10 protein-coding genes are annotated in these 12284 nt (G+C 66.2%); 7 read left to right on the forward strand and 3 right to left on the reverse strand.

Features of this window, described 5'->3' with window-relative positions; translation table 11 throughout:
- Positions 1-109: 109 nt before the first annotated feature.
- From AC07NF_RS07060 to ssb, 6 genes are all read left to right on the forward strand, one after another.
- Positions 110-946 carry a flagellin gene (locus AC07NF_RS07060; RefSeq protein WP_492810600.1) on the forward strand — a complete coding sequence of 279 codons (837 nt, stop codon included), beginning with the start codon at positions 110-112 and terminating at the stop codon, positions 944-946.
- A gap of 65 nt (positions 947-1011) precedes the next feature.
- Entirely contained in the window at positions 1012-1566 is a 555-nt protein-coding gene (gene pseH, locus AC07NF_RS07065) for a UDP-4-amino-4,6-dideoxy-N-acetyl-beta-L-altrosamine N-acetyltransferase (RefSeq protein ID WP_494627812.1), read from the forward strand.
- A gap of 79 nt (positions 1567-1645) precedes the next feature.
- A complete protein-coding gene (locus AC07NF_RS07070; protein ID WP_494627810.1) occupies positions 1646-4507 on the forward strand; it encodes a hypothetical protein in 2862 nt (953 codons plus the stop codon).
- A 58-nt stretch (positions 4508-4565) separates the two neighbouring features.
- Positions 4566-5252, forward strand: a complete 687-nt coding sequence (locus AC07NF_RS07075; protein WP_494627808.1) for a hypothetical protein — start codon at positions 4566-4568, stop codon at positions 5250-5252.
- 21 nt (positions 5253-5273) lie between these two features.
- Complete coding sequence (locus AC07NF_RS07080) at positions 5274-5675, forward strand: hypothetical protein (RefSeq protein WP_494627806.1); 402 nt, start codon at positions 5274-5276, stop codon at positions 5673-5675.
- A 160-nt stretch (positions 5676-5835) separates the two neighbouring features.
- Positions 5836-6351, forward strand: a complete 516-nt coding sequence (gene ssb, locus AC07NF_RS07085; protein ID WP_494627804.1) for a single-stranded DNA-binding protein — start codon at positions 5836-5838, stop codon at positions 6349-6351.
- Positions 6352-6560: 209 nt separating this feature from the next.
- On the opposite strand, the gene AC07NF_RS07090 is transcribed toward ssb, so the two are convergent.
- From AC07NF_RS07090 to AC07NF_RS07100, 3 genes are all read right to left on the reverse strand, one after another.
- Complete coding sequence (locus AC07NF_RS07090; RefSeq protein WP_494627802.1) at positions 6561-8216, reverse strand: hypothetical protein; 1656 nt, start codon at positions 8214-8216, stop codon at positions 6561-6563.
- Between the two features lie 8 nt (positions 8217-8224).
- A complete protein-coding gene (locus AC07NF_RS07095) occupies positions 8225-8611 on the reverse strand; it encodes a hypothetical protein (RefSeq protein WP_494627800.1) in 387 nt (128 codons plus the stop codon).
- A gap of 96 nt (positions 8612-8707) precedes the next feature.
- On the reverse strand, positions 8708-9262 hold the full coding sequence (locus AC07NF_RS07100; protein WP_494627798.1) for a GNAT family N-acetyltransferase: 555 nt from the start codon (positions 9260-9262) through the stop codon (positions 8708-8710).
- A gap of 317 nt (positions 9263-9579) precedes the next feature.
- Between AC07NF_RS07100 and ppdK the strand changes: the two genes are divergently transcribed.
- A complete protein-coding gene (gene ppdK / locus AC07NF_RS07105) occupies positions 9580-12267 on the forward strand; it encodes a pyruvate, phosphate dikinase (RefSeq protein ID WP_494627796.1) in 2688 nt (895 codons plus the stop codon).
- Positions 12268-12284 lie beyond the last annotated feature (17 nt).

Below are 12284 nucleotides of genomic sequence, written 5' to 3' on the forward strand. Positions count from 1 at the left end.
AAGCGTTAACCATAATCTTACCTTCTGACCCCAACTTGGGCGGCGAGTAGATCGCTCGCCGAATCGCGCGCGGTCGCAACCAACGGCAAAAGCCAGTCGGAGGCCGCGCATGACGCTGAGCGTCAACACGAACCAGCCCGCGCTGATCGCGCTGCAGAACCTGAATCGCACCAACGATCAGATGCAGTCGGTGCAGACCCGCATCAATACGGGCGAGTCGATCTCGACCGCCAAGGACAACGCGGCCATCTGGTCGATCGCCCAGGAACAGCGCGCTGACATGAGCGCGCTGGGCGCGGTCAAGATGAGCCTGGACCGCGCGACCTCGATCGCCGACGTGGCCCTGGCCGCCGGCGAATCCGTCTCCGACCTTCTGAAGCTGATGCGCGAGAAGGTGGTGGCCGCCAAGGATACCTCGCTGACCTCGACCTCACTGCAGTCGCTGAACGCCGACTTCCAGGGTCTATTGAAGAACCTGCAGCAGGTGATCAGCAGCGCCGTGTTCGACGGCGCCAACCTGTTGGACGGCAGCCAGGCGGCCGACATGACCTTCCTGGCCGACGCCGACGCGGCCCAGGCCATTACGCTGAGCCTGCAGAACCTGACGATGGGCGGCGGGATCAATACCCTCGACCCCACCGACAACATCCTGAGCTCGGCCAACGCCACCTCGGTCCTGACGCGCCTCGATTCGACGATGAGCGCGATCAACCAGGCCGTCGGCAACATCGGCACCCAGTCCAAGCAGATCGACGCCCACAACAGCTTCGTCTCGCGCCTGACCGACGTGCTGGAAACCGGCGTGGGCAACCTAGTCGATGCCGACCTGGCCAAGGAAAGCGCCCGCTTGCAGGCCCTGCAGGTCAAGCAACAGCTTGGCGCCCAGGCCCTGTCGATCGCCAACGGCGCGCCGCAGATCATCCTGTCGCTGTTCAAGGGCGGCTAACGCTAGGTCGATGCGCGTGGCCGGGCTAAGCTTCCGCAGGGTTTGCTTGGGATTCGGCGACGCGCATGATCGAGCTGCGAGACTTGCGGGACGAGGACGAGGCGGTTCTCTTTCAATGGCGTTCCGAGCCCGAGGTCGATCGCTGGATGTCGGACGCCGACCTGCCCAGCCGGGAGGCGCACGCCGTCTGGTTCCAGGCGCTGCGCGCCGATCCCGACATGCGGGGCTGGATGATCACGCGCGCCGGCGCGCCCATGGGCCTGCTCACCCTGACCGGCCTGAACAGCCATCATCGCCGCGCCAGCTGGAACTGGTTCCTGGGCTCGGCCGAGGCGCGGGGCAGGGGCGTTGGTCGCGCCGCCCAGGTGCTGGGTCTGGACCGGGCCTTTGGCGAGCTCTCCCTGCACAAGGTGTTCGCCGAGGTGATGGCCGACAACGACGCGGCCCTGAAGGCCCAGTCGGCCGCCGGTTTCCGTCGCGAAGGCTATCTGCGTGGGCATGTCCTGAAGGACGGCCAGCCACGCGACGTGGTGCTGCTGGGCATCCTGGCCGACGAGTGGCGCGAGCTGCGCGAAGACGCCCGCCGGGCCTTGTCGGACGCCAACCTTATCGCGGCTTAACCCAAGGTCTTAACGAGTCGTCAGCGAACCTCTGGCACAGGTACCAGCGGGGGATTTTGCGTCCCGCACAGGATTGGCCGTGATCTCGTTCGATTCGAACATTCTGCTCAGCTACTATCAGGCCCGCGCGGGCGTGACGGGTGCTGCCGCGTCTGCGCCGACGACGAGCTCCTCCGGCACAAAGGCCGTGGTGCCCAAGGCGCCGTGGCTGTCCGACGCCGCGCCGGCCAGTGAACTGGTCCGCTCCGCGCTGAACGGCCGCAAGCTGGTCGACGAGGGCGCCAACACCTCGGCGCTGAAGGGCGTCAGCCCCGACTACAAGAAGCTGTTCGCCACCTATCAGGCCCTGAACACCCTGTCGGCCCTGTCGACCCGCGCGGGTGAGAAGGGCGTCACCGATGGCGAGCTGACCAAGCTGCAGTCGACCCTGACCAAGGGCCTGGGCGAGATCAGCAGCTATGTGCAGAATCTTTCGCTGGATCAGCTGCGCCTGACGACAGGCCAGGTGATGACCAGTGACAAGTCGACCGTGGGCGTGCCCAAGGCGACCTATTCCTATACGACCGACACCCTCTACAGCGGCCAGGTGGACGACGAGGTGCCCAAGTTCCAGGGCGATGTGTCGTTCGGCGTCGCCGTGAAAAGCTTCGGCGTCACCACCAACGTGACCATGGATCTGTCCGAAATGGGCTCCAAGCCCCGGACCATGTCCAACGTCGTCAGCTACATGAACGACAAGCTGAAGGCGGCTGGTTTCAACACCAGTTTCTCGGTGCAGCGCACGACGGGCCAGGAACGCACCGTCCAGGTCAATGGCAAGCCCGTGATCCTGCCGGCGACCGGCGACAACTTCGCCCTGAAGGTCAATGGCGACTCCGTCGAGCAACTGACCTTCAGCGCCCCGACTACGGCGCCGGCGGTCTATGTCACGACCAAGGCCGGCAATCCCGATCCGGACAAGAACGCGCTGACCGACGACGGGGTCTATGAAACGACTCTGACCAAGTACAGCGCCGCGGGGACCAATGGCGGCGCCAATGCCGGCGCGCCCGGCGGCAAGGTCTTCACGGAAACCCTGCAGGGCACGATCAACACCGTCCGCAAGTCGGTGACCGGGGCCGACGGTTCGATCTACATGCTGGCCGACGTCGATACGGCGGTCGATGGCAAGACCGACCTCAACGGCCAGGTCATCAAGGGCGAGAGCGACGTCGCGCTGCTGAAGTACGACAGCGCAGGACACCTGCTGTACGCCAGGACCCTGGGCGCGACCGACGAGGCCAACGGCCTGTCGCTGGCCGTCGCCGACGACGGCAGCGTCGCCGTGGCCGGCTCGGTCAGCGGCCGCCTGGCCGGCGCCGTCAACGGCCCGATCAACAACGGCGACTCATCGACCACCACCGACAGCTTCGTCACCCGCTACGACGCCAAGGGCGACGAGCAGTGGACGGTGCGCCGCGGCGGCCTGCAGGAGGATGAGGCCACGGCCCTGGCCTTCGGGTCGGACGGCGTTCTCTATGTCGGCGGTCGTTCGAAGTCGGATCTGCCAGGCGCGGTCGGCACGGATCCCAGCGGCGGCTACGACGCCTATCTGTCGGCCTTCGCCACGGACGCCCAGGGCCAGCCCAAGGCGCTGTTCACCCAGAAGTTCGGCACGGCCGAGAACGACAGCGTCTCGGACATCGTCGTCAACGGTTCGCAGGTCATCGTCGGCTCGAAAGAGAACGGCTCGGCCAAGCTGCGCAGCTTCGACGTGTCGGCCAATGTCGTGACCGAAAACGTCACCAAGCTCGACCAATACGGCGCCTATCAAAGCGTGCCGGTCACCTACACCAAGACCGCCACCCTCACGGCCGGCGCCACCCGCGACCTGGGCACGCTGAAGGGCGGCGACTTGGTCGGGCTGAAGATCGACGGCGGCCAGCTCTATGTCGGCGGCTCCACGGCCAATGGCGCGATGTCGATCGGCGGCGCGAACTCGGCCTCAGGCGGCCTGGACGCCTTCGTCGGCCGAGTCTCGCTGGACCTGTCCGACACCGGCTCCGACGCCATGACCTACTATGGCGGGGCGGGCGACGACACGGTCACCGGCTTCGACGTCAAGAACGGCACGGCCTGGGTGGTCGGCTCTGCCGGCGCCAATCTGGACGGCCAGGCGACGGTCGGCAGCAAGGACGGCTATGTCGCCCAGCTGAACGTCAGCACGGGCGCGGTTGACTGGAGCCAGCGCCTGACCGGCAAGGACGGCTACGCGACCCCAACCTCGGTCTCGGCCTCGGTGTCGGGCGCTTCCAGCCTGGACCTGTTCGGCCTGCCCGCCGGCAAGATGGACTTCAGCCAGTCCGACCGCATCGTCTCGGCGACGGCGGCGCGGGCCGGTGACACCTTCCAGATCCGCACCCGCGAGCGCGGGACCCTGAGCACGATCAAGATCGAGGCCAACGACACGCTCGAGACCCTGGCCGACAAGGTCAAGAAGGCCTCGGGCTACCGCGCCAAGGTCGAGGTCGTGTCCAGCGGCAACAGCCGCGTGCTCAAGATCAGCCCGGCCTCGAACACCTCGACCATCGAGGTCGTGGCCGGCAAGGGCGGCACCGACGTGCTGACCTCGCTGGGCCTGGCTGGCGGCGTCGTGCGCGCCACCAAGACCGACGACGGCAAGACCGTCTCGGCCGACGGCAGCGGCCCGATGTACGGCCTGCAGCTGCCGCCCGAACTGGACCTGACGACCGAGGCGGGCCGCAAGAACCTCAATACGGTCATCCAGCGGGCCATGTCCTCGATCCGCACCGCCTATCGCGAGGTCTCCGACGCGGCGATGGGGGTCAAGAGCGATAGCGGCACGGGCGCGGGCAAGTCCGGCGGCACGGTGCCGGCCTATCTGACCGCCCAGATCTCGAACTATCAGGCGGCCCTGAACCGCCTGACCGGCGGCGGCTAACCCTTTTTCCGAGGTCGCCGAGCTTGAAAGCGTCATCGACGCGTCGTAGCCAGTGGCCATGGACTTTCTGAAAGATCGACGGATCATCATCGGCGGCGGCGCGACGCTCGCGCTGCTGGCTGGTCTGGGCATCGCCGTGGCCCTGATGTCGGGCCACGACAAGAAACCCGCCGAGGAGCCGCCGGCCTCGCGCGCCGGCCTGATCGTCGAGACCGGCCGCGACGACGACGCCAAGCTGGACCCGGCGCGCCCGCTGCGCTGCTTCGTGGGCGGCAGCTTCGTCGGCGAGATCACCCTGGCCGAGTGCGCCAAGAAGAACGGCGTGGCCACCGGCGCCCTGGACGTCGGCGTCGACGAGACCGGGGCCCTGGCCGCGGCCGACCAGGCCGGCACCGTGCTGACCCCGTTGCCGCCGACCCCGACCGTGACCGCGCCCGCCGCGACCACGCCGTCGAACCCCGCGACGCCTTCGACGCCCGCCAGCGCCTCCAACAACACCCCTCTGGCCGCCTGCTGGCGCTATGCCGGCAATGAGTGGCGACGCCTGCCGGGCGACATCACCCTGAACGCCTGCGCCCAGCAGCTGTTCGGCGGCCGCTGCGAGCGTTCGGGCGGCGCCACCTACGGTCGCTGGGGCGAGGAAACCCTCCGTCTGGTGCCGGGGCGCGTCGAGATTTCGTCGGACAACCGCAGCTTCCACACCGCCTTCGATCAGGGCCCGAACTGCTCTATCCCGAACGGCTGATTGGTTTTATAAGTGTAATCCATGAGCAAGACCGTCCTCGCCGTCGCCGCCGTCCTGGCTGTTTCCGCCCTCGGGCTCTCGGCCTGCGAGAAGCAGACCAAGGCGCCGTTCGAGACGGGCGTCTGCTTCCAGGTGGCGACCAACAAGGACGGCACGCTGCGCTACAACCCCGTGGCCCGCAACGTGGCCCAGATGGAGTTGTGCGCCGCCGAGCTGGAAGGCGCGCGCATGCGCTTCGTCCGCCTGGGCCAGTCCAACAGCCAGAGCATGGTCGGCGCCTATCAGGGGTCCTTCATCTTCCTCGAGAAGGAAGGGATCTATGTCGGCCAGACCTATGAAGGCCCGCGCTTCATGTCGCTGGTCCGCACGGGCGACGGCCGCCTAGCCGTGCCGGGCGCCATCCGCCGCGAACCGGCCCAGTAGCGCTACGACGTAGCAGGGCGGGGCGGTTCGTCAGTCCACAGCCCTCTTGCTCGTCCACAAGAACGTTCCGGGAACAAAACTTGCATCCCGCTTAAGCGCTCGTTAACGTCCGCCCTCAGATTCCGGCGCAAGGGTCGCCGGGCGAGAGCAAGGGCGAGCGATGGCTGGCAGCGTCAACAAGGTCATTCTGGTGGGCAATCTGGGGGCTGATCCCGAGATCCGCAGCCTGGGTTCGGGCGACCGCGTCGCTAACCTCCGTATCGCCACCTCGGAAACCTGGCGCGACCGCAACAGCGGCGAGCGCAAGGAAAAGACCGAGTGGCACCGCGTCGTGATCTTCAACGATAACCTGGTGAAGGTGGCCGAGCAGTACCTGCGCAAGGGCTCGACCGTCTACATCGAGGGCGCCATCCAGACCCGCAAGTGGACCGACAACACCGGCGCCGAGAAGTACTCGACCGAGATCGTGCTGCAGAAGTTCCGTGGCGAACTGACCATGCTGGGCGGCCGTGGCGACAGCGCCGGCGCCTCGTCGGGCGGCGGTGACGAATACGGCGGCGGCTATTCGGGCGGCGGCGGCGGCGGCAATTTCGGTGGCGGCGGCGGTCAGCGCAGCCAGCCCAGCGGCCCGCGCGAGAGCTTCTCGGCTGACCTGGACGACGAGATTCCGTTCTAGAGAAACGATCATTTCACCGGGTGTGCGGATCGTCACAGTTCGATCCGCGCCTCGGCCTTAGACAAGACCGGTCTGCTTCTTGTGGGAGTCGGACCGGTGGGGACAGTGGAGAGCCCGGACGGCGGCCTCGAGCCAATGACGGAGAGCCCTCCACGGGGGCGAACGGCGAGCGGACCTCGGATGGTCCCTCGCCGTTTTCTTATCTCGGTCTATTTATCCAGGGTGAAGTCCGGTTTGGGCGGCGTGACGTAGAGCGTAACCAGCGCGGTGTTGTCCTTGCGGCTGGCGATCGTACCGTAGCCGTTGCCGTAGGACAGACCCAGCCAGATGGGCGAGCTCTCCTTGCCGACCCGGAACTGACTGGTGACCATATAGCGCTCACCCGAGTTCTCGAAAGGCTTGCCGATCGGCTCGCGGGCCTTGATGTCCACCCAACCATAGTGCGCGGCTAGGCGATAGGTCGGCGCCAGGCGCTCCAGCCCGATCCAGACATTCTTCGTATCGGCGCGGAACTCCGGCGTGGCCTTGTCTTCGGTCGCCACGCGCTCATCCCAGCTGAAGCGGCTGGAGAGGGCGACCATCATCACGCTGGTGGGAAGCTTGGGCAGGGCGTCCTTGAGGTTATTGTCCGCCTCGGTGTCGTATTGGCGCCTGCCGATCGGAAACTTGTAAGCCGCCCATAGAACGCGGCCATCCCCCTTCAGGCCTTCCAACTTGCCGGGGTCGCCGCGGGCGATCATGCCAAACCCTACGTCCAGGTCCGGCGAGAAGCGCGCTTCGCGGCTCGCGAACTCGGCGCAACGCTTAACGCCGGCGGTAAAGCCGCTGTCAGCCAGCCCTTTGTTTAGTTGCTGGACCTTTGTCTGACGCAGCAGGGTAAGCTTCGCCTCCAGGTCATCCCGCTTCGCCCTCAAGGCTTCCTTCAGTTCATCGCCCTGCAGCGTCTGGGCCGCCGGTGGCGGCGCTGGCGCGGCGGGCGCTGCGGCGGCTGGTTTGTCCTTCAGCATGCGCACCACGATGCCCGCCAGCAATCGGCTCTCGGCGGACGAAGCTGGATTGTCCAGAATGGATTGCGCGAGTTGCAGGTCGCTTGGCGGCGGAGGTTGAGCTGGTGTCGGGGGGCGGGCCGGGGCAGCGGCCGGCGGGTCATCCCCACCCAGAGGGCCAAGGAGTTGATCCGCTTGGCTAAAGTCCTGGGTGAGAAGGGCCTTATTGATCGCCCGAATCCGCGGGGCCAGCAATTCCTCGTCAGCGCTCCAGCCGCCCTTGTCTCTCTGAATGCCCAAGGCGATGGCCGAAAACGGAGCCAGGCAGCGAGATAGGGTGGTGGTGCCGTCGGCGCGCAGGCCCGTGACGATGGGGTCCGAGGAATTGAGCAGCGACGCAGTGAAGCCGAAGGCGGCCCGTGATCTCACGGCCTTGCTGGCGTCCGCGTCAGCCTTGCCGTTGAGGGCGGCAAGGTTGACCCGAGTCCGGAAACCCATGCGGTAGGCCCAGCCCTTGGTCAGGTAATTGTCATAGGTCTGCTTGGATTTCGGCCGCAGGAAGGCAGCCGGGGCGAAGTCCACGGCGACAGTCTTGTCGCCCTCGTCGCCGTAGAGGCTTGGAAGGGTCACGACAAACTCTGTCAGACTGGACGACGACGCGGTCTTGTCGGCGCTCAGGCCCAGCAGGTCGAGCGCCGGTGACGTTGGCGGTCCATAGTCGAACGAGAAGATCGACGTGTCCGGCTTGCGCTCGAAGAGCACATAGCTCTGGTCCTTGGCGGTCTTGGGCGTTTCCTTCTCCTGGGCGTAAGCTTGGCCGACGAGCTGAGCCAGCGCCGTCGAGGTGAGAATGATCGTGCGGATCAGGCGACGGGTCATCGAGCGGCTCATATGCAGATGATGTCGAAATCGGAGATGTCGCCACCGCCGGTCTCGACTTCGCCGAGTTCCACGTCGTCATGAGGCGGCGCAGATCCATTGATGGGGTCTTCTTCGGGGTCCAAGACGCAACGAAGCACATCGCCATCCTGAGAAACGGTGTGCCAGACGGTGGCCTTGCCTCCGGCGCTACAGGCGACCGACGTTCGACAACTCGCATCAGTTGCCGGCAGATCATACGTCGCGCTGCTGGCAGTGGTCTCGGAGGGGGGGCGGAAGTCGGCTTCGCCGGTGAGGTCAAGCGTGAAGGTGGCTTGTGGAGCGTTCTCCCCGGCCACCCAAATGCGAACCTCGAGCGAGCCTCCACCGGCTCGCCCGATCCATGTCTTCGGCATATCCACCCCCGTTCGGATACCGATGTTCTTTTATTAATTCCCCTCTCAGGTGTTTGGAGTCAACGCAATCGCATAGATTGTTCCCGAAATCGGGTATCAACTGCCACCGTTCAGTTTCGCAGGATCCGCCCACCGATACCGCACCACCTCCACCTCGCGACCGCCCGGGACTTCCTCGCGGTAGCGCGCCGCCTCGACGCCGCCCTTGCGGATATAGAAGCCCAGCGCTGCTTCGTTCGGCGCATAGACCTCCAGATGCAGCGCCGCGCCGCCATGGTCTTCGATCAGCCACCGCGCGGCCTCGGCCAGCAGGGCGCCGCCCAGGCCGCCGCCCTTGCGCTCGGGGGCGACGTGCAGGTTGTCGAGCAGGCAGCCGACCTTCGGGTTCAGCCGGAACGAGGCATAGGCCAGACCGACCGTCGTCTCACCGTCCATCGCCGCCAGGATCAGGTCCTTGGCCGGGTCGAAATCGTCGAACCGCGCTCGCCACGTCGCTCGCGAGACCTCGAACAGTTCGTGGTCCAGGAAGGCGTCGCCATAGAGGCCGCGATAGGCGATCTGGCGGCTGCGGGTGTGCAGATCGGCGATCGCATCCGCGTCGTTCCGCGACGTCTGCGAAGCCTGGCCGAGTCGGACGATGTGCGGATCCATGCACATATGGAAGCGTTTCGCGGTGCGAAGACAACCCGCCCCAATCGTCCGGTTTCGGCCCAAGTCGCGGCTTTGCGGCGCGGATGTTCGAAATCTGGCCAGGCCTATCGACCGGACAACGTTGTCATTGGAATTATTTGCCGAATTCTATTGTTATCGCTTGGAACGCGAAGCGCCAGTGGACGCGTTCTTGGACGAAGTGCTACTGAAACGCCCGGATATTGCACTGCGGGATCACGACATAGCAGTGCTGTTCCAGGGCGAGACGACCTCCACAGAGAGGCGCGGCCTTCTTCACTATCGCAGGGTGAGAACAAATGCCGGTTGAGACGTTGACCAAGGCCCGTTGGGTGTACGCTTTCGGTGGAGGCGGCGCGGACGGTGACGCCTCGATGAAGAACCTGCTCGGAGGCAAGGGGGCCAATCTCGCGGAGATGTCGTCCCTGGGCCTGCCGGTGCCGCCGGGCTTCACGATCACCACCGAGGCCTGCGTTCACTACTATTCGAATGGCAAGCAGTACCCGGCCGAGCTGGCGCAACAGGTCGCCGACGGCCTGGCCAAGGTCGAGGAAATCACCGGCAAGCAGTTCGGCGACGTGGCCAACCCGCTGCTGGTCTCGGTGCGCTCGGGCGCCCGGGCCTCGATGCCGGGCATGATGGACACGGTGCTGAACCTGGGCCTGAACGACGAGACCGTCGAGGGCCTGGCCAAGCTGTCGGGCGACCGCCGCTTTGCCTATGACAGCTACCGCCGCTTCATCCAGATGTACTCGAACGTTGTGCTCAATCTGGAGCACCACATGTTCGAGGAGATCCTGGACGACCACAAGGATCGCCTGGACGTCCATGTCGACACCGGCCTGACGGCGGACGACTGGGCCGATGTAATCAAGGACTACAAGAACGCCGTCCGCGACCAGCTGGGCAAGCCGTTCCCGCAGGACGCCCAGGAGCAGCTGTGGGGCGCCGTCGGCGCCGTGTTCGCCAGCTGGATGAACGACCGCGCCAAGTTCTATCGCCGCATGCACGACATCCCCGAAAGCTGGGGCACGGCCGTGAACATCCAGTCGATGGTGTTCGGCAATATGGGCGACACCTCGGCGACCGGCGTGGCCTTCACCCGCAACCCGTCGAACGGCGACAACCGCCTTTACGGCGAATTCCTGATCAATGCCCAGGGCGAGGACGTGGTGGCGGGCATCCGTACGCCGCAGTCCCTGACCAAGGCCGCCCGCGAAGAGATGGGCGACGTCGCCCCCTCGATGGAAGAGGCGATGCCGGAGGTGTTCGCCCAGTTCAAGTCGGTGGTGGAGACGCTGGAGCGTCACTACCGCGACATGCAGGACATCGAGTTCACGGTCGAGCGCGGCGTGCTCTACATGCTGCAGACCCGCAACGGTAAGCGCACCGCCAAGGCCGCGCTGAAGACCGCGGTCGACATGGCGGCCGAGGGCGTGATCAGCAAGGAAGAAGCCGTCGGCCGCGTCGAGCCGGCCTCGCTGGACCAGCTGCTGCACCCGACCATCGATCCGACCGCTCATCGCGACGTGATCACCACGGGCCTGCCCGCTTCGCCCGGCGCGGCGACCGGCAAGATCGTCTTCGACAGCGACGCGGCCGAGAAGGCCAACGCCGCCGGCGAAAGCGTCATCCTGGTGCGCGAAGAGACCTCGCCGGAAGACATCCATGGCATGCACGCCGCGCGCGGCATCATCACGGCCCGTGGCGGCATGACCAGCCACGCCGCCGTCGTGGCGCGCGGCATGGGCCGTCCTTGCGTCTCCGGCGCCGGCGACGTCTCGATCTTCGCCAAGGAAGGCCTGTTCCGCGTCCGTGGGCGTGAGTTCAAGGCTGGTGAGATCATCACCATCGACGGTTCGACCGGCGAGATCCTGGCGGGCTCGCCCAAGATGATCGAGCCCGAGCTGACCGGCGACTTCGCCACCCTGATGGGCTGGGCCGACCAGGTCCGCCGCCTGAAGGTGCGGGCCAACGCCGAGACGCCACTGGACGCCAAGACCGCCCGCCAGTTCGGCGCGGAAGGCATTGGCCTGTGCCGCACCGAGCACATGTTCTTCGACGACACCCGGATCGCCGCCGTGCGCGAGATGATCCTGGCTGACGACGAGAAGGGCCGCCGCACCGCTCTGGCCAAGATCGCTCCGTTCCAGAAGGCCGACTTCGTCGAGCTGTTCACGATCATGGAAGGCCTGCCGGTCACGATCCGCCTGCTGGATCCGCCGCTGCACGAGTTCCTGCCGCACACCGAGGAAGACGTCGAAGCCGTGGCCCAGGCCACCGGCCTGGACGCCGCCAAGCTGCTGCGCCGCGCCAAGGAGCTGCACGAGACCAACCCGATGCTGGGCCACCGCGGCTGCCGCCTCGGCGTCTCGTATCCCGAGATCTACGAGATGCAGGTCCGGGCCATCCTGGAAGCCGCCTGTGAGATCGCCAAGTCGGGCAAGGCTGCTCCCGTCCCTGAGATCATGCACCCGCTGGTCGCCAAGGGCGAGGAGATGAAGTATCTGCGCGACCTGACCGACCGCGTCGCCAAGGCGGTGCTGGAAGAGCAGGGCGTCGACCTGAAATACACCGTCGGCACCATGATCGAGCTGCCCCGCGCGGCCCTGCGCGCCGCCGACCTGGCCGCCAATGCCGAGTTCTTCAGCTTCGGCACCAACGACCTGACCCAGACCACGTTCGGCATCAGCCGCGACGACGCCGGCAAGTTCCTGGGCGCCTATATCGACAAGGGCATCTTCGAAAAGGACCCCTTCGTCAGCCTGGACCAGGACGGCGTCGGTGATTTGATCCGCATCGCCGCCGAGCGTGGCCGCGCGGCCCGTCCGGACGTCAAGCTGGGCATCTGCGGCGAGCATGGCGGCGACCCGGCTTCGATCAGCTTCTGCGAGAAGGTCGGCCTCGACTACGTATCGTGCTCGCCTTACCGGGTGCCGATCGCCAGGTTGGCGGCGGCTCAGGCGGCTCTGGCCGCCAAGGGCTAACCCAAGACAAGGGGCCT

The organism is Caulobacter sp. GW821-FHT10A06, from assembly GCF_059415805.1.

What these genes read in the sequence shown, in the direction of transcription:
- AC07NF_RS07060 (WP_492810600.1), top strand. Translation starts at nt 110, where the DNA reads ATGACGCTGAGCGTCAACACGAACCAGCCCGCGCTGATCGCGCTGCAG.
- pseH (WP_494627812.1), top strand. Translation starts at nt 1,012, where the DNA reads ATGATCGAGCTGCGAGACTTGCGGGACGAGGACGAGGCGGTTCTCTTT.
- AC07NF_RS07075 (WP_494627808.1), top strand. Translation starts at nt 4,566, where the DNA reads ATGGACTTTCTGAAAGATCGACGGATCATCATCGGCGGCGGCGCGACG.
- AC07NF_RS07080 (WP_494627806.1), top strand. Translation starts at nt 5,274, where the DNA reads ATGAGCAAGACCGTCCTCGCCGTCGCCGCCGTCCTGGCTGTTTCCGCC.
- ssb (WP_494627804.1), top strand. Translation starts at nt 5,836, where the DNA reads ATGGCTGGCAGCGTCAACAAGGTCATTCTGGTGGGCAATCTGGGGGCT.
- AC07NF_RS07090 (WP_494627802.1), bottom strand. Translation starts at nt 8,216, where the DNA reads ATGACCCGTCGCCTGATCCGCACGATCATTCTCACCTCGACGGCGCTG.
- AC07NF_RS07095 (WP_494627800.1), bottom strand. Translation starts at nt 8,611, where the DNA reads ATGCCGAAGACATGGATCGGGCGAGCCGGTGGAGGCTCGCTCGAGGTT.
- AC07NF_RS07100 (WP_494627798.1), bottom strand. Translation starts at nt 9,262, where the DNA reads ATGGATCCGCACATCGTCCGACTCGGCCAGGCTTCGCAGACGTCGCGG.
- ppdK (WP_494627796.1), top strand. Translation starts at nt 9,580, where the DNA reads ATGCCGGTTGAGACGTTGACCAAGGCCCGTTGGGTGTACGCTTTCGGT.